Below are 21,323 nucleotides of genomic sequence, written 5' to 3'. Positions count from 1 at the left end.
GGAGCAAACGCGCAGTGAGAGACTCGTCGGACCCCTTGGTGTCCGTTGTCGCAGATAGGAAGCGTCCTTGTGGAGCCGTCCAGGGGAATCGAACCCCTGACCTATTCATTACGAGTGAATTGCTCTACCGACTGAGCTAGGGCGGCATGCTGCTCTGAAGCAGCGGTCACGAGTGTAGCGAGTGGGCTGCGGGGAGCCAAAACCGGCCGGGAACCGCCGCCACCGGTGACCGCTGACATAGCCATTGCAGCTCGCGCGGCCACCGGTTGATCAGGTCAGACGGCGGGCCCGCCGGTCGCGTAGATGATCTGGCCGGTCACATAGGCCGAGTCCGGCCCGGCCAGGAACGAAGCGACTCCGGCGATGTCCTCGGGCTGCCCGACCCGGCCGAGTGGAATCTGCTTGGACGCCGTGGCCACGAGGTCGTCGAACTCCATCCCTATGCGTGCAGCAGTCGCCCGGGTCATCGCGGTATCGACAAAGCCGGGCGCGATGGCGTTGGCGGTGATCCCGAACCGGCCCAGTTCGACGGCCAGAGTTCGGGTGAATCCCTGAATGCCGGCCTTGGCTGCACTGTAGTTACTCTGCCCGCGGTTGCCGAGCGCGGCGATGGAGGAAATGTTGACGATGCGGCCGGTACCGGCGGCGGTCATGAATGGCTGGACCGCCTGTGTCGTGATGAAGGCCGCCCGCAGGTGCACGCTCATCACCTCGTCCCAATCCTTCAGGGTCATCTTGTGAAAGAGATTGTCGCGGATGTATCCCGCATCGTTGACCAGGACGGTGGGATCACCCAGCTGCCGCTGAGTCGATTCAACCGCCGCGGCAACGGCATCGGGTTCGCGGACGTCGGTGACCACGTGGTGCACCCGGCCGTGGTCCGACAATCTCTTGGCGGTCAACTCGAGCTCGGCGGCATCGTTGTCGAGAAGTGCCACCGACATTCCGTCGGCAAGGAGTCGGGCTGCCACCGCCGCGCCGATACCGCGCGCCGCGCCGGTGACCACAGCCACCTGAGAAGTGGTTTCGGACATAGGATCTCCTGATTGTTGGTAGTGGACGGAGAGGTCGATGACGGTCAGCGACCGTGGAACTCGGGGCGTCGCTTCTCCAGGAAGGCGCGACCTGCCTCGGTGGCGTCGGCGCTGAGGCCGGTGGCCACATGCCGCGTGCACTCCCTGCGCAGGCATTCGGTGAAGGACAGCTGTGTCGCGTCATTGAGATTGGCCTTGATCGCGCCGAGCGCGAGCGGTGGGCCACCGGCGAGAGTCGCGGCAACGGTGCCGAGATGGGCCTCGAAGGCGTCGTCGGCGACGCAACCTGACGCCAAACCGATCTCGACGGCTCTTGCGGCAGTGATCTTCTCGTTGAGCAACAAGATCTCGTGCGCCCGAGCAGATCCGATGAGCCGGGTCAGCGACCACGACAAGCCGAAGTCGCCGCTCATCGCTGCGGTGACAAAGGCCGCACGAAAGACCGCCGACTCTGCGATCACTCGTAAATCGCATGCCGCGGCAAGCGAGAAACCCGCTCCGGCAGCGGCGCCGTCGACAGCGGCGATGCTCACCGCATGGCCTTCGCGCAAGATTTCTGCGGCCCGTACATGCGCTCGCAGTCGGCTCTCGGCAACCGCGGGAGTCAGCCCGGTGTGGTCGACGGTGAGATCTCCACCCACGCAGAAGGCGCGCCCCGCTCCGCGTAAGACGATCACCCGTACCGAATCGTCGCCATCCAATGACTCAAGGGTTTCCACAAGCTGATCGAGCAGTGCGTCGTTCATGGCATTCATCGCTTCGGGGCGGTTGAGGGTCACCGTGGCGATGGCCTCGCTCCTGGCGAGAGTTACTTCGTTCATCACAGTCTCCTGGGGAGTTGGGCGCCGGCCGTGGCGCCGGATCGAATAGGGGGTGGTCCGGGCGGGTATTCACATATCCGGCCAGCTCGTCAGACCGGTCGGCTCTGTGGTGTCTTGTGCGGCAGCGATTTCCGCTGCCGTCATCCCGAGAGCCGAGAGCACCGAGGCGGTGTGGTCGGAACGGTCGGTGCTGCCGGCGCGGGCCGGAGTGCGTGAGAACAAGGGCATGGCAGGGGCCGCCGTGTCATTGATATCGCCATGCCGATCGCGGATGTGGCGATCGGTGCCGACCTCGTCGGGGTCGAGCACCGGAGAGACACAGGCATCGACCCCGGCGAAGATCTCAGTCCATTCCGCGCGGGTGCGACTGGCAAATGCGGCGGTGAGTTCGTCCTCGATCCGCGGCCATTCGGTGCGCGGATACTGCGGTGGTACCGCTTCGAGGCCCAGTGTGGACCACAGCGCGGCAAAGAACTGGGGTTCGAGCGCGCCGACCGCCATATACCGGCCATCAGCGGTCTCATAACACCGGTAGAACGGTGCGGCTCCGGCCAATACACTCAGGCCGCGGGCAGGTGCGGCCGACGTGCCCCACATCTGCTGATGCATGGCCATCATCGACCTCGCCCCGTCGATCATTGCCACGTCGAGGTACTGTCCCTCGCCAGAACGAGTGCGCTCGAATAGCGCGGCGACAATGGCCATTGCCGCCACCAGGGAGCCACCGGCGAAGTCGGCCACCAGGTTCAACGGGATGGTCGGCGGTCCGTTGGTCGGACCCAGCATCGCCAACATGCCGGTCATCGCAAGATAGTTGATATCGTGACCGGCTGCTTGACGCATCGGGCCGCCCTGGCCGTAGCCGGTCACCGAGCAGTAGATCAGATCGGGCCGGATGCGGCGCAGATCGTCGTATCCCGCACCGAGTTTGTCTGCCACACCCGGCCGGAAGCTCTCGACGAAGACATCGGCCTGCGCGACCAGTCGGTGCAAGGCCTGCTGCCCGGCATCTGATTTCAGATCCAGCGAGACGAACCGCTTGCCGCGGGATACCGTTTCCAACGGCAAGCCTGCGCGGCCGCCACCGACGGCGGTCACCTCGGCGCCGAGATCGGCGAGCAGCATCGTCGCATACGGCCCGGGCGCCAGGCGTGACATGTCGAGGACTGTAACCCCTGACAGTGGTCCTGATGTGGTGATAGCTGTTTCCTCCGAATCCACTGCAGCAGTTGTATTCTCGGCGTTGATCTGTGTCATGTGTCAGTGTCCGGTGAACCTGGGGGCGCGTTTGGCGACGAAGGCATTGATGCCCTCGGCGACGTCGGCCGTGTGGTTGATGATCTCGACCGCATACTCGGACTCGCGCAACGATTGATCGAGGGTCTGGTGACCGGCGTTGCGCACCAACCGTTTGACGATGCGCGTGGTCAGGGGGGCAGTCGCAGCGAATCTGCGGGCCAGGGCCAGTGTCGCCTCGGTGGCATCGTCGACGACCTCGGTGAGCAGACCAAGCTCGAGTGCCTGCTGGGCAGGGTAGATCTCGGTACCCAGCAACATCTTCAATGCCCGATCGGCGCCCATGGCGTGGGTGAACAGCCATGCGCCGCCCTCGTCGGGGAGCAGTCCGACTCGACCCGATGTGTCGCCGAGCCGCGCGGTGGTGTCGGCTATGCGAATATCGCACGCCAATGCCAGGGCGAGGCCGCCGGCCACGGCGGGGCCACTGATCATGGCGATGACTGGCTTTTCGCACACCCCCAGTGCTCGGATCACCGAATGCATGCCTTCACGGATCACCACACCGTGTCCGAACTCGACGGCGGCGGCGTGCTCGGTCTCATAGGAGCTACTCAGATCGCCACCGGCGCAGAAGGCTCCGCCCGCACCGGTGATCACGAGCACCCGTGCGGAGTCGTCGTTGATGAAATCGGTGATCGCCGCGGTCATCTCGAATGCTGTCTGCGAACGGTAAGCATTTCGCACCGGGGTGCGGTTGATGGTGATGCGGCGGATACCCGGCTCCCAGTCGTCGACGATGATGTCGACCGGCGGGTCGGGGACGATGGGGTGGGTCATTGGGTTCCTCCGGAGATATCGGCCGGTGTGCTGTCGTGGGCCTGTCTGATCAGTGAGCGGCGGTCGGTCTTGCCGGTGGGAGACAGTGGCAACGAATCGAGAAAGTGGATCCGTCGTGGATGTGCGTAGGCGGGCCCCTCGGTGAAGAAGAACTCGCGCAGGCTAGACTCATCGAGATCCGAGCCTGCCTCGCGCACGACGAAGGCGACCGGCACCTGCCCCTTGGTGTCATGCGGAAGGGCGACAACGGCGACATCACGGACCTGTGGGTGGCGGGTCAGGATCGCCTCCACCTCGGCCGGGTACACGTTCTCGCCGCCGACATTCATGCGGTCATCGGCCCGGCCGCGGAAGTAGAGCCAGCCGTCGTCATCGCACATGGCCAGATCGCCGGTGGCGAACCAGCCGTCGGGTTTGCGTTTGCGGGCGTCCTCGTCGGGTCGGCCGAGGTAACCCAGGGTGGTGCACAGCGGGCTGCGCAACCACAGCTCGCCGGTATTGCCTGCGGTGACCTCATTGCCGTCGTAGTCGACGATCCTGGCCTCGAATCCTGGCAGCGGCCTACCGATGCTGCCATTACGGCGCGGGCCGATGAGGGGATTCATGGTGGCGGCCGGACCGCATTCGGTGAGTCCATACCCCTCCACAAAACGTGCATTGGGAAAGATCTCGGTGAGCCGATTGATCAGGCTGGGCGGCATCGGGGCCGAGCCGCAACAAATCAGGCGAAGCGTGCTGAAGTCCCGGGATAGCTCTGAATCATCCTGGGCCAGCATCAGCTTGAACATCGCGGGCACACCGAGCGAGTAGGTGGCGCGTTGCTCGGAGAAGGTGCGCAGTACCGTGGCAGCCTCAAAGGAGGGCAGGACGTACACGGAGCCACCCACCAAGAGCATGGGGAGGATTCCGCAGGCCGCGGCATTCATATGAAACAGCGGTGCGGCCAGTACTACGCGATCCGATGAATTGAGATAGCAGTTCTGGCTGAGCAATTGAGCATCACGCAACAGCATCTGATGGGCTAGCTTGACCCCCTTGGGCGTGCCGGTGGTTCCCGATGTGTAGGGCAACCAAGCCAGATCCCCGGGATCGGCGCTCATCTCGGGCCGCCGGGCCGGTGCGGACGACAGCCAGGCCTCGTGTTCGACGACATTCGCGTGCGTTGAGTCGGCGGCCACTGCCAGCACAACCTGGTCATCGTCGGCGAAATGTGCGGCATGGTCGGCTGCGGTGGCGCCGCACAGGACGGCAATGGCGCCGCTGTCGTTCAGATGCATCCGGTGTGTTGCCTCGGTCAGATTCGGGTTCACCGGCACTGCGACAGCACCTGCGCGAATGGTTCCCAGAGTGGCCTCGACGAAGCGGATATCGTTCTCCCACAATATGAGAACGCGATCACCGCTGCCGACCCCGGCATCGAGCAGTCCGCAGGCGACCCGGTTGATCCGGTCGTCGAGTTCGCGGTAGGTCAAGGTGCGGCCCTGTTGGAGCAGGGCGGGCTCGTCGGGGTGAAAGTGGAGTCCGAAGTCGGTGATCGCGCCGAGGTTGTCGGTGAACGAGAATCCGGGCATGGGGAGGGTCCTTTCGGTGGTGTCGCCGAATTCTTCAGTCGCGGCTGATGACCAGCGAGGCGTTCTGGCCCGCGAAGCCGAAGGCATTGACCTGGAAGGCATCGAGATCGACCGACTCGGGGGAACCGAGCGGGACGCGAAAGCGGATGTCGGGTTCGAGGTCGGTGGTCGAGGCGGTAGGAGGGAGGGCGCGGGTGGCCAGGGTGTGGAGACCGGTGATGACCCCCATGACGCCGGCTGCCCCGGCCGTGTGTCCCACATGTCCCTTGATGGATGTGGCGCACACGGATTCGCCGAAGATGGTGTTGATTGCCAGAATCTCGGCGGCGTCACCGACGGGTGTTCCGGTGCCATGTGCCACTACTGCGCCGATGTCGGCGGGGCTGAGGTCGGCGTCGGCCTGGGCCGCCTGCATGGCGGCGATCTCCCAGCGAGCTGATGGGTCGGGAGAGGACGGATGGTAGCCGTCGGAGAGTGATCCGTACCCCCGGACGATGCCATCGATGCGGGCGCCGCGGGCACGTGCGTGGTCAGCGCGCTCCAGGATCACCACGGCCGCACCGTCGCCTCCCATGACGCCCTTGCGATTTCGATCAAACGGACGGCAGATCTCATGCGGGTTGTCGACATTGATGGGTGACATGCCGTACCGGGCTGCGCCAAGGCTGCTGATCTTGACCCCGCCGTTGTCGGTTCCGCCGGCGATGGCCACATCTGCCTGGCCGCTGGCAATCATGCGGGCAGCGATTCCGATCGCATCGAGTGAGGATGCGCACGCCGTTGAGATCGTCAGGAGCGGACCATGCAGCTGCCAGCGCAGCGCGACATGACCGGCGGCCATATTGGGCCAGGCCATCATCTGCAGTTTCTTGGGTACGGAGTCGAATCCGCCGACGTCGTAGGCCTCTTGGGCTCCAGCGAGTGTCGCCGCGCCGGCCATCGAGGTGCCCATCACCACTGCGGTGCGCAGTGGATCGAGATCGCCGATCCCGGAATCGGCCACGGCTTCGGCCGCGGCGGCCACCGCGTACTGGGCGAATCGGTCGCTGCCGCGTTCGGTGCGTTCGTCAAGCCATCGGGTGGGGTCGAACCCGGTGACCGGGGAATAGTAGAGATTACCTCCGGTCTCTGCTGACCATGGTGTCGCTTCGACCGCCACGGTGGCTTTGTCCAGGCCGGTGCAGAAGTCGGGGATGGTCAGCCCGAGGCTGGAGATCACGCCTTGCCCGGTGATCGCGACGGTCATGTCGGAGTCCTCTCGCCTAACCACCGTCGTGTGACGGTGAGCACGTGGAATGTAGCGAGAAATTGATATCGATGTCAATATCACGTCGGGCGCCGCAAAGATCGACCGGGCGGTCGGATCAATGAAAGGGCGGGATCACGATGGGGTGGATCGTGATCGGTCGGGTGGGCGGCGGCGTGGACTCAGCGCTGGGTGGCGTCGACTGCCGGGGCGTCCTCGCCGAGGCCGATTCCCTGGCACCAGATGTCGGTGATGGTGCGGACCGCGGTGTCGATGTCGATGCCGTCGGGATTGTCGCGGAAGATGCGAATGGAGAACTGCATGACCATGGCGTTGAGGGCGCGTGCCGCGTAGTGGGGATCGATATCGGCAGAGATGTCACCGCGCTGCCGGAGCCGGAGTAGTGACCGTTCGGTCCGCTCGATGTTGAAGTGGATCATATCTTCGAGGAGTCCGCCGATCTCGGCGTCGACTGCGGCCGCCACCGACCAGGCTTCCATGAGGCGCCAATGTTTGCCGTACCCCTCGAGGTAGGCGCGGTTGGATGCCTCGACGACGCCGCGGGCGTCGAGACGTTCGGCTTCGGCCGCGTGGTGGCGTGCGGCTTCCTTGATCGCTTCCTGCTGAGTCACGATCACCGCGAGGAACGCCGCCTCTTTGGAGGGGAAATACGTGTAGAAGGTGCCGTAGGCGGCGCCTGCCTCTTTGACGATGTCGGCGACCCGCGAGTCGATGAATCCATCACGCTCGAAGACGGCGCGTGCGGCGTCGATCAGCCGATCACGCGTGCGGCGTCCCTTCTCGCTGAGTTGATCGACAGGCTTGACTGGTCGATCATCGGGGCTACTCATCTGGCTGGACATGGTCGGCCCACGATATCGGATTGCCCTCGTCTATCCGATGTGCACGCGCAGTGTGCGGGCGAGATCGGTTGACTACGGCAATGGTTTAGGCCAGGCCCTCGGCGCGCGCGGCCTCGGCGACTGCCGCCGATACCGCGGGCGCAACCCGGGAATCCAGTGCGCTCGGCACAATCTTGTCGACGCTGAGATCGTCGGCAACCACCGACAGGATTGCTTCTGCGGCAGCCAGTTTCATGCGTTCGGTGATGCGTTTGGCGCCTGCGTCCAGCGCCCCGGCGAAGACGCCGGGGAAGGCGAGCACGTTGTTGATCTGATTCGGGAAGTCGCTGCGTCCGGTCGCCACGACCGCCGCATACTTCGCAGCGATCTCCGGTGCGATCTCCGGATCGGGGTTGGACAGCGCGAAGATGATCGGGTCGGCGGCCATCGATGCGATGAGGTCCTCGGCGATCTTGCCCGCCGAGACCCCCAGGAACACATCCGCGCCGGCCAGCGCCTCGGCGGCGGTCCCCGACAGTGCGCGGGGATTGGTGAACTCGGCCAGTTCCTGCTTGATCTCGTTGAGGTCGTCGCGGTGGAAGCTGACGATGCCCTTCGAATCGAGCACCACGATGTCCTCGACGCCCGCGGCATGCAGGATCTTGATGCAGGCGACACCGGCGGCACCGGCGCCGGAGATGACGACACGCAGCTTGGTCAGGTCGCGCCCCAGGACTGTCGTCGCGCCTCGCAGGGCGGCCAGGACGACAATGGCCGTGCCGTGTTGATCGTCGTGCATCACGGGGCAATCGAGCGCCTCGATAACGCGCTGCTCGATCTCGAAGCAACGCGGTGCGGAGATGTCCTCGAGGTTCACCGCACCGAAGCTCGGACGCAGCCGGATCAGGGTTTCGACGATCTCGTCGGGGTCGGTGGTGTCGAGCACGATCGGGATCGAGTTGAGTCCGGCGAAGGACCGGAACAAGGCCGACTTGCCTTCCATGACCGGCAGCGCGGCACGCGGGCCGATGTCGCCGAGGCCCAGCACCGCGGTGCCGTCGGAGACGACGGCGACAAGACGGTCGGTCCAGGTGTATTTGTTGACCAGCTCGGTGTCCTGGTCGATCGCGCGGGATACCTGCGCCACACCGGGGGTGTAGGCGATGGACAGGTCGCGCTGGGTGTCGATCGGCGAACGCAGTTCCACCGAGAGCTTGCCGCCGACGTGCGCGAGGAAGATCTCGTCGTCGGTGATGGGGAGATCGGTGATGGTGGGCTGCTCGATGTGGCTGTCGACCGAATTCTTGCCTGCCGTGCTCGTCACGGTGATTCCTCCTGCAGCGCCCTGGGCAGGGCGCACTCGGGCGAAGGCGCGGGTCGGCCGGGACGTCGAACCACGCCGGTGAAGTGTCGGATTCACACTCGCGAGCGGGGTGGGCTCGAGCGGGCGGTGGCCCCGACGCCGCGCCGAAGGGCGGGTGACGCCCGGCACGGAACCCGACAAGTGTCCCACCGGCTGCTTCGGGCGAGCAAGGAGGGTGGCTGCGCCTCGACGGTCGGGCCTAAGATACAACTTGTGTCTATGTTGAATGCATCGTCGTCGACGGGATCCGCCGCCGAACGCGTCTACGGTGAGGTCAAGGAGTTGATCCTCACCAACCGCATCGCCGGGGGTGAGCTCATCAGCGAAGGTGAGGTCGCCCAGCGCTGCGAGGTGAGCCGTACGCCGGTCCGGGAGGCCTTCCTGCGCCTGGAGACCGAGGGCTGGATGCGCCTGTATCCCAAACGTGGCGCTCTGATCATCCCCATTTCCGACCGCGAGGCGAGCGATGTCGTCGAGGCCCGCATCCTGCTGGAAGGGCACGCCGTCGACGCCATCGCGGCCGACGACAACCGCATCCGACGGCTCGCCGCCCAACTACGCGACAACCTCGCCACCCACCGGGATACCGATCTCGAGGACATCGACACCTTCTCGCATCATGACGCCCAGTTCCATCAACTCATCGCCGCCGCGGGCGGCAACGATCTGCTCGCCGGGTTCTATGTGAGCCTGGGCGAGCGGCATCGCCGGATGACCATCGCCAGCGTGCATCGTGATGTGGGTGTGGCGTCGAGAATCCTGGCCGACCATGCCGCGCTGCTCGACGCGATCGAACAGGGCGACGCCGAGCGTTTCCGGGCCGAACTGGCCCACCACCTCGCCGGCGTCCACGACCTGGAATACCCGAATCAGCCCGCAGCCCGCACCGGAGAAACACGATGAGCCACACCGCAACGACCGAATCACAGCCCACCGGGTCGTCGGTCGCGCACCGAAACCGACCGGCGGCCAGCGCGTGGGCGCCGTTGTCGTTCATCGGCTTGCTGATCATGGTCTGGATGCGGTGCTGGGCGGGTATCGGCACCTGGTTCGTGCTGATCCTGGTGACCGCCAATTCGGTTGTGGCGCCTACCCAGGACTCACCAGCGCGCTTGCGTGCGGTGCGCTGGCGCTCCCGGGTGCCTCGCAGGATGGCGAGCGTGGACGCGGGCAGCGGCAGCGTTCGCGCTGACGTGGCGGTCTTGCCGTGCTTCTGGTCGATCGTGCGGCCGGTGACGCGGACACGAGTCCGCGCCGCGGCGGTGATCGTCCCGGCGTCCAGATCGACAGCCGACCAGCGCAGGCCGGCCAGCTCGCCTCGGCGCAGGCCGATGAGGGCCAGATGAACCAGGGGCGCATGGATGACCGCCTGATGCTCGGCCGACCGCACTCCGCCGATGACGGCGAACCGGGTGGCGCTGTGCTTGGCGAGCAGTTGCTTGACCTCGGCGTCGCTGAGCCGGTCGCTGAGGTCGAGGGCTCCCTCGTGCGCGTCGGCGTCATCCTTCTTGCGCAACGGTTTGACGTGCGCGATCAGGTCTCGCTCGATCTCGCCGCGCCGCTCCAGGTCGGCCCAGACGGCCTTGGTGCGGGCGAGCATGGGGTTGATGCTGGTGCGCTTCCACGTGCGTCCCCCGGGTCCCTTCCCGGCTTGCAGGTCCTTGATGAGGTGTTGGATCTCCTCGTCGGTGACCGTGCGGACGACGCGGTCGCCGAAGCGCTCGACGACCGGGGCGAGCGCCGCGGTGTACGCCTGCTCGGTGGTCGGGTTGATGCGCTGCGCGGCGAGCCATCGGGTCACGGCCTCGTCGACGGTCGTCTGCGGGCCGTCCGCGGATGCGGCGGCCTGCTCCTTCCGAAGTTGCTCCTGGAAGGAGTCGAGGTACTCGCCGGCTTCCTTCGAGGTCGTGAACCGACGGCGCACCTGATTGCGCTTGCCGTCTGGGCCGGTGGTGCGGTGGCGCACCTCGTACCTGACGGCACCGCTGGGGAGGGTGACTTTCTCTACACCATTACGCAACGCCATGACACCGCATGGTAGTCACGTGTGTCATGCCTGTGTCATGTGGCCGCTGGTGGATGCTTCCCACGGTCAGGGGCAGTTAATCAAAAACTGCCCCTGACCTGCTGCGGAAACGGCGGGATTCGAACCCGCGGAGGTGTTACCCTCTCTCGCTTTCAAGGCGAGTGCATTCGGCCGCTCTGCCACGTCTCCCTGGCGAACAAGGCTAGCAGCGGTGTCACAAACCCGGCGCCCGCGGTGTCTACGAGTCCGGAACACTGGACACCACGAGGAGGCATCACCATGAGCACCACCAGAATCGTCATCGTCGGCGGGGGCTACGCCGGCTGCATGGCCGCGAATCGGCTCGCCCGCAGGACCGATCCGGAGACGGCAGCGATCACGCTGATCAACGCACGACCGGATTTCATCGAACGGGTCCGGCTGCACCAGCGGGTGGCCGGCACCGGCGAGGCCGGCACGCCCCTCACCGAGATGCTGAACGACCGGGTGTCGCTGCGGATCGGCGCCGCCGTGTCCATCGGCGACGGCGTCGTGACGCTCGACGACGGCACCGAGATCGCCTTCGACCGGCTGGTCTACGCGGCCGGCGGCGCGCCTCGCGGGCCGGAGGGCACGCTCGCGGTCGGCGATCCCGAGCAGGCGACGACCGCCCGCGCACGACTCGCCGCACTCGGCGACGGCGCGCACGTCACCGTCGTCGGCGGCGGCCTGACCGGGATCGAGACGGCCACCGAGATCGCCGAAGCCCGGCCCGAGCTGGCCGTGACGCTGGTCAGCGCGGGCGAGGTCGGGGCCTCACTGCACCCGTCCGCGCGGCGCCGGATCCACGACGAGCTCGCCGCACTCGGCGTCGCCGAGCGGCGTGGCATCTACGACCCCGCGCAGCGGTCCGACCTGACCCTCTGGGCGATCGCCACCGACGTCTCCGGCCTCGCGCAGCGGAGCGGACTCCGCGTCGACGCAGACGGCCGGCTGACGGTGGACCGCTACCTGCGGAGCGTCACCGACCCGCGGATCTTCGGCGCCGGCGACGCGGCCGCCGTGCCGGGCCAGCGTCTCAGCTGCCAGACCGCGATGCCGCAGGGCGCGCACGCCGCCGACAATCTGTTGCGCGAGCTGAAGCATGCACCGCTGCGGCCCTACTCGATGGCGTACGCGGGCCAGAACGTGTCGATCGGCCGGCGCCGGGCCGTGATCCAGGCCGCCCGCCGCGACGACACCCCCATCCGGCTCTGGTTCGGCGGTCGCGCGGGCGCACTGTTCAAGGAACAGGTCTGCGCGATGGCGAAGGCCGCCGCCGGCAGCGGCCACTACACGTGGCTCCCGGCGCCCCGATCGGCCCGGACACCCGCCACCGAGACACCCTCGCCCGAGACGACCTCGGGCCGGACACCGACCGGCCGATGACCGCTCCCGAGGAGACCTTCGCCGAATACCGGCCACTGCTGTTCTCCATCGCCTACGAGATCCTCGGCTCGGTGACCGACGCCGAGGATGTGCTCCAGGAGAGCTATCTGCGCTGGCAGTCGGCGTCCGGCGACGTCGAGCATCCGCGGGCCTACCTGGCGCGGATCGTCACCCGGCAATCGCTCAACGCGCTGCGCGCGGCGTCCCGGCGACGCGAGGAGTACGTCGGCACCTGGCTGCCCGAACCCCTGCTGACCACCGGCGACGAGCCCGGCGAGCACGTCCTGACCGGCGAGGCGGTCAGCACGGCCATGCTGCTGGTCCTGGAGACGCTGCCACCCACCGAACGCGCGGTCTTCGTGCTGCGCGAGGTGTTCGACTTCGCCTACCCGGAGATCGCCGAGGCCGTCGGCAAGTCCCCGGCGGCGGTGCGGCAGATCGCCCACCGCGCCCGCGATCACGTCCACGCGCGGCGCCGCGTCGCGCTCGCCGGACCCGCCGAAGCGCAGGCCGCCGCCGAAACCTTCCTGCAGGCCGCGGTCACCGGCGACGTGCAGGCGCTGATGGACGTGCTGGCCCCCGACGCGGTGTTCCTCGGCGACGGCGGCGGCCGGGTGGCCTCGGCACGACGCCCCGTTCACGGCGCGAACGCGGTGGGCCGCCTGATCCTCGGCCTGGTGCGGCTGAGCGAGAAGCTCGGCGAGATGCGGGTCGGCTTCGCGCCCTACAACGGCATGCCCGCACTGGTGGTGGCGTTCGACGGTGTCGTCGACAGCGTGATGTGCCTCGAGGTGGCGGACGGCGCGATCACCGCGGTCTACGCGATCCGCAACCCGGAGAAGCTGTGCGGCATCCCCGCGCCGTGAAACATCGCTTCCACCGCCGCGCGGCGCCGATCGCTCGACGCTGCCGCGTCGCGCTGGAAGACTCGATGATATGTACGCCATCACCGGTAGCGACCTGGACTGGACGCGAGTCCCCGACCCCGAACCGGCACCCGACGAGGTGATCATCGAGGTGGTTGCCGCCGGCGTCAACCGCGCCGACGTCCTGCAGCGGGCCGGGAACTATCCGCCGCCGCCGGGCGCGTCGGACATCCTGGGTCTCGAGGTGTCCGGGCACATCGCGCAGGTAGGAGCGCAGATCGCGGGCTGGGCGGTAGGCGATCCGGTCTGCGCCCTTCTCAGCGGCGGCGGCTACGCCGAGCGGGTCGCCGTCCCGGCCACGCAGCTCCTCCCCGTTCCGGAGGGGGTCAGCGTGCACGACGCCGCCGCCCTGCCGGAGGTCGCCTGCACGGTGATGTCGAACCTCTTCGGCACGGCCCGGCTGGCACCCGGTGAGCAACTGCTGATCCACGGCGGCAGCAGCGGTATCGGCACGCACGCCATCCAGGTCGCGCGGGCCTTCGGCGCGCACGTCGCGGTCACGGCACGCAATCCGGAGAAGCTCGCACGGTGCGCGGAACTGGGCGCCGAGGTGCTGATCGACTACAGCTACGAGGACTTCGTCGAGGCCCTGCGGCCGCACGGCGGCGCGGACGTGGTGCTCGACGTGGTCGGCGCAAAGTACCTGGCGCGGAACCTCGACGTGCTGACCATCGGCGGACGGCTGGTGATCATCGGCATGCTCGGCGGCCGCAAGGCCGAGATCGACCTGGGCAAGCTGCTCGCCAAGCGGCTCACCGTCGCCGGCACCACCCTGCGCTCCCGGCCGGCCACCGGCCCCGGTTCCAAGGCCGAGGCCGTGGTGGCGACGCTGGAGGGCACGTGGCCGCTGATCGCGGCCGGTGCCGTGCGCCCGGTGATCGACTCGGTGTTCCCGATCGCCGAGGCCGCCGCGGCGCTCGACCGGCTGACCGACGGCTCCGCGGTCGGGAAGGTCCTGCTGACGGTCAGCTGACTCCGGAGTGCACCGCGGCGTGTTCGCCGACCCGGCGGATCAGTCCGACCAACTGCGCGTACTCCTCGTCGGACAGCACGTCCAGCACCAGATCGCGGACCGCCTGGTCGCGGGCGGCCAGCACCGGGGCGAGCGCCTCGCGGCCCCGGTCGGTGATGGCGACCCACTTCTGCCGGGCATCACCGGCCTCGGCGTTCACCGTGGCCACGTAGCCGTCCCGAATCAGCCGGCTGACCTGGCGAGACACCGTGCTCATCCCGATGTGGGTGCGTTCGGACAGGTCCGAGATGCGTAGCTGCGGCTTGGCCGTCAGGCATTCCAGCAAACGCCATTCCGCATACGTCAGCTCCGACACCGACGCGGTGCGGCGACGGAGACCGTGGAACAGTTCCCACCCGGATTCCACGAACTCCTGCCATTGACTTCTCTGCTCCGGTGACACGACGACGGCACCGCAGAGTTCCCCCTCTGCCAACTTCTTCCTCCCCTTGGCCAGACCCCGCGCCACCGCCCACAGGGGTGGCACAGGCCCCCAACCATAGCGAAAGTGCCTGGACAAGACACATCCGGCCGCCGGTTCATGCCCTCAGCCGAATGAACCGAGCACCCGCGCGAGCTGATCGATCTCATAGGGAAGCGCGTACGGCCCCAGGCCGATGGTGACCGCACCGCCCGCCTCGGAAGCCCCGATCCGTGCCAGCGCACGGCTCGGGACATCGCATTGCGCGCTGATCCCGTTGTCCGCGAGACGACGGCACACGGCGGCCGCGGTCACTCCCTCGACGACGATGCTGACCACCGGGATACGGTGCGCATCGTCGCCGATCACCCGGACCCGCCCGAGGTGGATCAGCGAGTTGATCAGGTACTGCGTCAGGCGCTGCCCGTACTCGTAGGCGGCCTCCAGGGACGTGGTCAGCCGTTGTCTGCGTTTGCCGGCCGCCGCGCCGTCGAGCCCGGCGAGATGCTCCACCGACGCGACCAGTCCGGCGAGCAGCGGACCGGCCATCGGCTCGGCTTCCAGCCGCGCCGGGCCGGTGGAACCGGGATCCATGGAGACACGGCCCAGTCGCTCGATCCGGTCCGGCTCGGCGAAGGCCATCGCTGCCATCCGCGGGCCGCCCCAGCGCTCCGGGCTCACCAGCAGCACGTCGGCGCCCAGTTCGCCGATCGACATCCGCGCGTACGGCGCCACCGCGCTGGCATCGACCACCAGCAGCGCACCGGACGAATGCGCGTAGTTCGCGATCTGCGCGACGTCGACGATCGCACCGGTCACCGACGACGCCAGCGTGACCGCGACGATCTTGGTGCGGCCGGTCACCAGATCGCCGTACTGCCACGCCGGGAGCGTGCCGTCGGACACGTCGATCTCGGCCCAGCGGACGCTCGCGCCGTGCGCCCGCGCACCCCGCAGCCACGGCACGATGGTGGCCTCGTCGTCGAGCCGCGAGCAGATCACCTCGCCGGTCCAGTCGCTCGCGGGCAGCGCATCGGACAGTGCGGTCACGAGTGCGCTGCGCGACGGCCCGAGGACCACCCCGGCGGGATCGGCGCCCGTCAGGTCGGCGACGGCGCGTCGTGCCGTGCGTTCGGCGTCGGCCGCCGCCTCGGCCTGCGGACCGACACCCGACGGGTCGACGGGCAGCGCCCGGACACCGGTGCTCATGGCGCTGGCGACGGCGTCCGGGATCTGCAAGCCGGCGCCGGCGTCGAAGTGGATCCAGCCGTCCCCGAGGGTCGGGAAGAGGCCCCGAACCGAGGCGACGTCGAAGGCCATGGGACTCACGATAGTCCGCGGCGTATCCTGAGTCGTTGTGTCAGTGGCAAACCCCGACGGCGGCATCCCCCCGGCTCCGCCCGTCTCCGATTCGCGGACCTTCGCGCGCGGCCTCAAGGACCTGATCGACGGTTTCCGCGACTCCGAACTCTGGCTCCACCTGGGCTGGACCGACATCCGGCAGCGATACAAGCGCTCGGTGCTCGGACCGCTGTGGATCACCGTCGCCACCGCCGTCACCGCGGTCGCGATGGGCCTGCTGTACGGCGAACTGTTCGGCCAGAACATCCACTACTTCCTCCCCTACGTGGCGCTGGGCCTGATGTTCTGGAACTTCATCGCCGACTCGATCAAAGAGGGCTCGGTGGTGTTCTCCACCAACGAGGGCCTGATCAAACAGCTCCCGGCGCCGATCAGCGTGCACGTCTACCGGGTGGTGTGGCGGCAGCTGATCATCTTCGCGCACAACATCGTCATCTACGTGGTGATCCTGATCGTCTTCCCGCAGCCGCTGAACTGGTCGGCGCTGCTGTTCTTCCCGGCGATGGCGCTGTTCGTGCTGAACGCGATCTGGGTGACCATCGTGTTCGGCGTGATGGCGACCCGATTCCGGGACATCGGCCAGCTGCTCACCACCGCGGTGCAGCTGGTGTTCTTCCTGACGCCGATCATCTGGTCCACCAAGACCTTCAACGGCAACGGCCAGATGTCCGAGCGGATGCGGCTGGTGGAACTCAACCCGATGTACCACTACCTCGACATCTCCCGCGGGCCGCTGCTCGGGCAGCCGGTGGCGGCCTACCACTGGTACGTGGTGCTGGCGTGCACGGCCGTCGGCTGCACCGCCGCCATGCTCGTGATGCGCAACTACCGCGCCCGCGTGGCGTACTGGGTATAGGAGTCCCGCTGTGGCCAAAGGCAATCCGACGTCCAGACCGATCCGGGTCGACACCTGGGACGCCTGCGTCGACTTCCCGATCTTCGACGCCAAGACGCGCTCGCTGAAGAAGGCGGTGATCGGCGCGGCCGGCGGGGTGATCGGCTCCAACAACTCGCGCACCGTCGTCGTCGAGGCCCTCCGCGACATCAACCTGCACCTGGAGCACGGCGACCGCGTCGGGCTGGTCGGGCACAACGGCGCGGGCAAGTCGACACTGCTGCGCCTGCTGTCCGGGATCTACGAGCCCACCCGCGGCAGCTGCCGCGTCCAGGGCCGGGTGGCGCCGGTCTTCGATCTCGGCGTCGGCATGGACCCGGAGATCTCCGGCTACGAGAACATCCTGATCCGCGGCATGTTCCTGGGCATGTCGCGCAAGGAGATGCTGGCCAAGACCGACGAGATCGCCGAATTCTCCGAGCTGGGCGACTACCTCGAGATGCCGCTGCGCACCTACTCCACCGGCATGCGGGTACGACTCGCCCTCGGCGTGGTGACCAGTATCGATCCCGAGATCCTGATTCTCGACGAGGGTATCGGCGCGGTCGACGCCGAGTTCATGAAGAAGGCCCGCACGCGGTTGCAGGCGCTCGTCGAGCGATCCGGCATCCTGGTCTTCGCCAGCCATTCCAACGAGTTCCTGGCGCAGCTGTGCGACCGCGCGCTCTGGATCGACCACGGTCAGATCCGGATGGACGGCGGCATCGAAGAAGTGGTGCAGCAGTATCAGGGCGACGACGCCGCGGCACAGGTCCGCAAGGTGCTCGCCGAGCAGGCGGGACCGGGGGACGGCGCGTGAGTGCGCCCGCCACCGGCCGTGTGATCGGCGTCGTCGTCACCCACCGGCGACGGGAACTGCTCGCCGAATCGCTGGCGGTGCTGTCCGCGCAGGACCGGCCGCTCGACCACCTGATCGTCGTCGACAACGCCGCCGAGCCCGAGGTCGGCGAGCTCGTCGCCGCGCAGTCGATCCCGGCCACGTACCTGCCGTCGCAGCACAATCTGGGCGGGGCCGGCGGGTTCGCCCTCGGCATGCTGCACGCCCTGGCGCTGGGCGCCGACTGGATCTGGTGCGCCGACGACGACGGCCGCCCGGAGGGTCCGCAGGTGCTCTCGACGCTCCTGGACTGCGCCGTCCGGCACGGACTCGGGGAGGTCTCGCCGGTCGTCGTGAACATCGACGAACCGGATGCGCTGGCGTTCCCGCTGCGGCGGGGACTGGTGTGGCGCCGCCGCCGTTCGGAGCTGTTCACCGAGACGGAGGACTCGTCGGAGGATCTGCTGCCGTCGATCGCGTCGCTGATGAACGGGGCGCTGTTCGCGGCGTCCACGCTCGACCGGATCGGCGTCCCGGATCTGCGGCTGTTCGTGCGCGGCGACGAGGTGGAGATGCATCGTCGTCTGGCCCGGTCGGGCGTGGCCTTCGGCACCTGCCTGACCACCGCGTACCTGCATCCGGACGGCAGCGACGAGTTCCGGCCGATCCTCGGCGGCCGGATGCACACGCAGTACCCGGACAACGAGACCAAGCGGTTCTTCACCTACCGCAACCGCGGATACCTGATGAGCCAGCCCGGCATGCGTAAACTCCTTCCCCAGGAGTACGCGCGGTTCGCTTGGTATTTCCTGGTACAGCAGCGGGATCTCGCGGGTTTCCGCGAGTGGATGCGACTGCGCAGGCTGGGCCGCCAGGAACGCTTCTCCCCGCCCGGGCACTGACGCGTTAGGGACACGATGGACCAGATGATCGCCGGCTACCGAGTGCTGCGGCCGCTCGGGCAGGGCGGCATGGGCAGCGTGTACCTGGTGCAGAATCCGCGCCTGCCGCGGCAGGAGGCGCTCAAGCTGGTCGCCGCCGATCTGAGCGTCGACGACGTCTTCCGGGCGCGCTTCGAGCGGGAAGCCGACGTGCTGTCGAAGCTGAACCACCCGAACATCGTGCACGCGTACGCGAGCGGTCGTTCCGAGGGCCGGCTGTGGCTGACGATGGAGTTCATCGACGGGCCCGACGCCGCGACCCTGCTCGACCGCTACCGGCGCCTGCCGCTCGCGCAGGTCGATGACATCGTCACCGGGGTCGCCGCGGCGCTCGACTACGCCTGGGCCACCCAGCGCCTCACGCACCGCGACGTGAAGCCCGCGAACATCCTGGTGCAGAACGGCATGACCGGGCCGGCCGCGGTGAAGCTCGCCGACTTCGGCGTCGCGACCGGGCCCGACCGGACGCGGCTGACGCAGAGCGGGCACGCCGTCGGGACGCTCTGGTACCTGGCCCCGGAGGGACTGTCCGCGCCGCGCGTCGACGACCGCGCCGACCAGTATTCGCTGGCGTGCACGGCCTATCACCTGATCACCGGCTACCCGCCGTTCGGCGATCGGCCGGCCGCCGACATGATGCGCGCCCACATGACCGAGACCGTCGCGCCGCCGTCGATGCTGGTCCCCGGCCTGCCGCCGTACGTCGATGCGGCGATCACCCGGGCGATGGCGAAGGACCCGGCACAGCGTTTCGAGTCGAGCACCGCGTTCGCCGCGGCGCTGCGGGGGGTCGTACCGGAGGCGGTGACCGCCGACATCGCGGGGCCCCTCGTACGCCCGCCGACCCGGGCGATGGCCCCGGGCGACTACGCCGCCGAGTACGCGGCCGCGGCCGCCGCGGCGTCGTTCTCGCCGCCGTCCGGTCCCGGTCAGGGCGGGCCGCCGCCCGGCGGTGACGGTGGCCCGCCCGATCGCAAGATCGGCCTCATCATCGGCGTGGTCGCCGCGGTGCTGCTGGTGATTCTGCTGGTCGGCGGGCTGATCCTGTACGTCACCCATCGCGGCGGCGATTCTCCCGCTCCGGTCGCCGTCTCGTCGGCGACCTCCAGCGCCACCTCGTCGGCGCCGTCATCGAGCACGACGACGTCGAGCGTGACCTCGTCGGCCACCACCTCGGCGGCCGGCGCCTCGCTCGCCGCGCTCGACGGCGCCTGGACCGGCACGTACACCTGCAACCAGGGCGAGAGCGCCCTGAAGCTGACGTTCCGCGACGGCGGCGACCGCACCATCCGCGCCACCTTCGAATTCGGCCCGACCGGGAGCAATCCGACGGTGGCGCGTGGGTCGTACGAGATGTACGGCGTGCGGATCGGCGACACACTGACCCTCACCGGGACCCGCTGGATCGATCAGCCGAGCGGGTACCAGATGGTGCCGCTGCTGGTCGACGGCCCCTTCACCACCGGCATGTCCCGCCTGACCGGAACCGTGCCTTACACCGGCTGCACGTCGTTCTCCGTCACCCGTTGAGACGGCCCCCTCTCGCAGAACACCGGCCTCCTCAGCGCCGCCGAGGGCATATCGCCGCCCGCACCGCGGAGACGGCCGATGTTCTGCGGAAGTCCATCCCCCTTTCGGTATCCTTCCCACCTAACTAGAACGTGTTCTAGTCTGAAGGCATGCGTTTTACGTTCGCCGAGGCGATGACCGACCCCGCCTACTACGCACCGCTCGCCCAGGCCGCGGAGGCGGCGGGCTTCTCGGGGATGACGATCCCCGATTCGCTCGCCTATCCCGAGGTCTCCGACGCGAAGTACCCCTACACGCCCGACGGGAACCGCGAATTCTTGGAGGGCAAGGACTTCATCGAGACCTTCATCCAGGCCGCGGCACTCGGCGCGGTGACCACGACCCTGCGGTTCCTGCCGTTCGTGCTGAAACTGCCGGTCCGGCCACCTGCGCTGGTCGCCAAGCAGGCGTCGTCCGTCGCGTGTCTGACCGGGAATCGTCTCGGCCTCGGCGTCGGCACCAGTCCGTGGCCGGAGGACTACGACATCATGGGCGTCGATTTCGCTCGCCGCGGCAAGCGGATGGACGAATGCATGGACATCATCCGGGGCCTGACCAGCGGCGACTACTTCGAGTTCCACGGCGAGTTCTACGACATCCCCAAGGTGAAGATGTCACCCGCCCCCACCGAGCCCATCCCGCTGCTGGTCGGCGGCCACGCCGACGCCGCCCTGCGACGCGCCGTGATCCGCGGCGACGGCTGGATGCACGGCGGCGGCCCGGCCGAGGAACTCGACGACCTGCTCGCCCGGATCAGCGCGATCCGCACGGCGGAGGGCAAGGCCGACGACCCGTTCGAGATCCACGTCATCTCCATGGACGCCTACACCGTCGACGGCGTGAAGCGCCTGGAAGACAAGGGCATCACCGACGTCATCGTCGGCTTCCGCCTCCCCTACATCATGGGTCCGGACACCGAGCCGCTGGCGAAGAAGATCGAGCACCTGAACTGGTACGGCGAGAACATCATCGCGAAGTCCGCCTGACAACGCCG

The 21,323-nt window shown here is 67.9% G+C and carries 20 protein-coding genes and 2 tRNA genes; 10 read left to right on the top strand and 12 right to left on the bottom strand.

All coding sequences use genetic code 11. The features are described from left to right. Window positions 1-70: 70 nt before the first annotated feature. From MYK68_RS00985 to MYK68_RS00945, 9 genes are all read right to left on the bottom strand, one after another. A tRNA-Thr gene (locus MYK68_RS00985) sits at window positions 71-146 on the bottom strand. 129 nt (window positions 147-275) lie between these two features. After that, entirely contained in the window at window positions 276-1,034 is a 759-nt protein-coding gene (gene fabG / locus MYK68_RS00980; RefSeq protein ID WP_247865767.1) for a 3-oxoacyl-ACP reductase FabG, read from the bottom strand. A 44-nt stretch (window positions 1,035-1,078) separates the two neighbouring features. Continuing rightward, a complete protein-coding gene (locus MYK68_RS00975; protein ID WP_247865766.1) occupies window positions 1,079-1,855 on the bottom strand; it encodes an enoyl-CoA hydratase-related protein in 777 nt (258 codons plus the stop codon). A 69-nt stretch (window positions 1,856-1,924) separates the two neighbouring features. Continuing rightward, entirely contained in the window at window positions 1,925-3,055 is a 1,131-nt protein-coding gene (locus MYK68_RS00970) for a CaiB/BaiF CoA transferase family protein (protein ID WP_247868144.1), read from the bottom strand. Window positions 3,056-3,115: 60 nt separating this feature from the next. Continuing rightward, complete coding sequence (locus MYK68_RS00965) at window positions 3,116-3,931, bottom strand: enoyl-CoA hydratase/isomerase family protein (RefSeq protein WP_247865765.1); 816 nt, start codon at window positions 3,929-3,931, stop codon at window positions 3,116-3,118. Continuing rightward, the gene (locus tag MYK68_RS00960; RefSeq protein WP_247865764.1) at window positions 3,928-5,502 is read right to left on the bottom strand and encodes a class I adenylate-forming enzyme family protein; all 1,575 of its coding nucleotides are present in this window, start codon (window positions 5,500-5,502) and stop codon (window positions 3,928-3,930) included. The genes MYK68_RS00965 and MYK68_RS00960 overlap by 4 nt, the downstream gene beginning before the upstream one ends. A 34-nt stretch (window positions 5,503-5,536) precedes the next feature. Further along, complete coding sequence (locus tag MYK68_RS00955) at window positions 5,537-6,748, bottom strand: beta-ketoacyl-[acyl-carrier-protein] synthase family protein (RefSeq protein ID WP_247865763.1); 1,212 nt, start codon at window positions 6,746-6,748, stop codon at window positions 5,537-5,539. A 182-nt stretch (window positions 6,749-6,930) separates the two neighbouring features. Continuing rightward, a complete protein-coding gene (locus tag MYK68_RS00950) occupies window positions 6,931-7,611 on the bottom strand; it encodes a TetR/AcrR family transcriptional regulator (protein WP_247865762.1) in 681 nt (226 codons plus the stop codon). 85 nt (window positions 7,612-7,696) lie between these two features. Next, entirely contained in the window at window positions 7,697-8,914 is a 1,218-nt protein-coding gene (locus MYK68_RS00945) for an NAD(P)-dependent malic enzyme (protein ID WP_247865761.1), read from the bottom strand. A 258-nt stretch (window positions 8,915-9,172) separates the two neighbouring features. On the opposite strand from MYK68_RS00945, the gene MYK68_RS00940 reads away from it, so the two are divergent. Together MYK68_RS00940 and MYK68_RS00935 are read left to right on the top strand one after the other, a co-directional pair. Beyond that, a complete protein-coding gene (locus tag MYK68_RS00940; protein WP_247868143.1) occupies window positions 9,173-9,856 on the top strand; it encodes a GntR family transcriptional regulator in 684 nt (227 codons plus the stop codon). 304 nt (window positions 9,857-10,160) lie between these two features. Next, window positions 10,161-10,994 carry a hypothetical protein gene (locus MYK68_RS00935; RefSeq protein ID WP_247865760.1) on the top strand — a complete coding sequence of 278 codons (834 nt, stop codon included), beginning with the start codon at window positions 10,161-10,163 and terminating at the stop codon, window positions 10,992-10,994. Between the two features lie 89 nt (window positions 10,995-11,083). On the opposite strand, the gene MYK68_RS00930 is transcribed toward MYK68_RS00935, so the two are convergent. Then, a tRNA-Ser gene (locus MYK68_RS00930) sits at window positions 11,084-11,168 on the bottom strand. 90 nt (window positions 11,169-11,258) lie between these two features. Between MYK68_RS00930 and MYK68_RS00925 the strand changes: the two genes are divergently transcribed. From MYK68_RS00925 to MYK68_RS00915, 3 genes are all read left to right on the top strand, one after another. Then, window positions 11,259-12,386, top strand: a complete 1,128-nt coding sequence (locus MYK68_RS00925; protein ID WP_247865759.1) for an NAD(P)/FAD-dependent oxidoreductase — start codon at window positions 11,259-11,261, stop codon at window positions 12,384-12,386. Further along, entirely contained in the window at window positions 12,383-13,252 is an 870-nt protein-coding gene (locus MYK68_RS00920) for an RNA polymerase sigma-70 factor (protein ID WP_247865758.1), read from the top strand. The genes MYK68_RS00925 and MYK68_RS00920 overlap by 4 nt, the downstream gene beginning before the upstream one ends. Window positions 13,253-13,322: 70 nt before the next feature. Then, a complete protein-coding gene (locus tag MYK68_RS00915) occupies window positions 13,323-14,285 on the top strand; it encodes an NAD(P)H-quinone oxidoreductase (protein WP_247865757.1) in 963 nt (320 codons plus the stop codon). Here MYK68_RS00915 and MYK68_RS00910 read toward each other — a convergent pair. Both MYK68_RS00910 and MYK68_RS00905 read right to left on the bottom strand, forming a co-directional pair. Then, on the bottom strand, window positions 14,278-14,811 hold the full coding sequence (locus MYK68_RS00910) for a MarR family winged helix-turn-helix transcriptional regulator (protein ID WP_247865756.1): 534 nt from the start codon (window positions 14,809-14,811) through the stop codon (window positions 14,278-14,280). The two genes, MYK68_RS00915 and MYK68_RS00910, sit on opposite strands and share 8 nt — an antisense overlap. Window positions 14,812-14,871: 60 nt before the next feature. Further along, entirely contained in the window at window positions 14,872-16,065 is a 1,194-nt protein-coding gene (locus tag MYK68_RS00905) for an aminotransferase class V-fold PLP-dependent enzyme (RefSeq protein ID WP_247865755.1), read from the bottom strand. A gap of 37 nt (window positions 16,066-16,102) precedes the next feature. On the opposite strand from MYK68_RS00905, the gene wzm reads away from it, so the two are divergent. From wzm to MYK68_RS00880, 5 genes are all read left to right on the top strand, one after another. Then, a complete protein-coding gene (wzm, locus tag MYK68_RS00900; RefSeq protein WP_371308299.1) occupies window positions 16,103-16,963 on the top strand; it encodes a galactan export ABC transporter permease subunit Wzm/RfbD in 861 nt (286 codons plus the stop codon). A 10-nt stretch (window positions 16,964-16,973) separates the two neighbouring features. Continuing rightward, complete coding sequence (gene wzt / locus MYK68_RS00895; protein WP_247865754.1) at window positions 16,974-17,801, top strand: galactan export ABC transporter ATP-binding subunit Wzt/RfbE; 828 nt, start codon at window positions 16,974-16,976, stop codon at window positions 17,799-17,801. Then, a complete protein-coding gene (gene glfT1 / locus MYK68_RS00890) occupies window positions 17,798-18,721 on the top strand; it encodes a galactofuranosyltransferase GlfT1 (RefSeq protein WP_247865753.1) in 924 nt (307 codons plus the stop codon). Before wzt ends, glfT1 begins: the two co-directional genes overlap by 4 nt. Before the next feature lie 15 nt (window positions 18,722-18,736). Further along, window positions 18,737-20,290 carry a serine/threonine-protein kinase gene (locus MYK68_RS00885; RefSeq protein ID WP_247865752.1) on the top strand — a complete coding sequence of 518 codons (1,554 nt, stop codon included), beginning with the start codon at window positions 18,737-18,739 and terminating at the stop codon, window positions 20,288-20,290. A gap of 149 nt (window positions 20,291-20,439) precedes the next feature. Beyond that, on the top strand, window positions 20,440-21,315 hold the full coding sequence (locus MYK68_RS00880; protein WP_247865751.1) for a TIGR03619 family F420-dependent LLM class oxidoreductase: 876 nt from the start codon (window positions 20,440-20,442) through the stop codon (window positions 21,313-21,315). Window positions 21,316-21,323: the final 8 nt, after the last annotated feature.

The organism is Gordonia sp. PP30, from assembly GCF_023100845.1.
Classification (GTDB): Bacteria; Actinomycetota; Actinomycetes; order Mycobacteriales; family Mycobacteriaceae; genus Gordonia.
The sequence above is the reverse complement of the archived record's forward strand: the minus strand, read 5'-3'. Positions and strand labels throughout refer to the sequence as shown.

Bases quoted from the DNA above. Each gene is read 5' to 3' on its own strand.
- MYK68_RS00965 (WP_247865765.1), bottom strand. From the start codon at position 3,931: ATGACCCACCCCATCGTCCCCGACCCGCCGGTCGACATCATCGTCGAC.
- MYK68_RS00880 (WP_247865751.1), top strand. From the start codon at position 20,440: ATGCGTTTTACGTTCGCCGAGGCGATGACCGACCCCGCCTACTACGCA.
- MYK68_RS00920 (WP_247865758.1), top strand. From the start codon at position 12,383: ATGACCGCTCCCGAGGAGACCTTCGCCGAATACCGGCCACTGCTGTTC.
- MYK68_RS00915 (WP_247865757.1), top strand. From the start codon at position 13,323: ATGTACGCCATCACCGGTAGCGACCTGGACTGGACGCGAGTCCCCGAC.
- MYK68_RS00925 (WP_247865759.1), top strand. From the start codon at position 11,259: ATGAGCACCACCAGAATCGTCATCGTCGGCGGGGGCTACGCCGGCTGC.
- MYK68_RS00905 (WP_247865755.1), bottom strand. From the start codon at position 16,065: ATGGCCTTCGACGTCGCCTCGGTTCGGGGCCTCTTCCCGACCCTCGGG.
- MYK68_RS00940 (WP_247868143.1), top strand. From the start codon at position 9,173: ATGTTGAATGCATCGTCGTCGACGGGATCCGCCGCCGAACGCGTCTAC.
- MYK68_RS00975 (WP_247865766.1), bottom strand. From the start codon at position 1,855: ATGAACGAAGTAACTCTCGCCAGGAGCGAGGCCATCGCCACGGTGACC.
- fabG (WP_247865767.1), bottom strand. From the start codon at position 1,034: ATGTCCGAAACCACTTCTCAGGTGGCTGTGGTCACCGGCGCGGCGCGC.
- MYK68_RS00885 (WP_247865752.1), top strand. From the start codon at position 18,737: ATGGACCAGATGATCGCCGGCTACCGAGTGCTGCGGCCGCTCGGGCAG.
- MYK68_RS00960 (WP_247865764.1), bottom strand. From the start codon at position 5,502: ATGCCCGGATTCTCGTTCACCGACAACCTCGGCGCGATCACCGACTTC.
- MYK68_RS00950 (WP_247865762.1), bottom strand. From the start codon at position 7,611: ATGTCCAGCCAGATGAGTAGCCCCGATGATCGACCAGTCAAGCCTGTC.
- MYK68_RS00955 (WP_247865763.1), bottom strand. From the start codon at position 6,748: ATGACCGTCGCGATCACCGGGCAAGGCGTGATCTCCAGCCTCGGGCTG.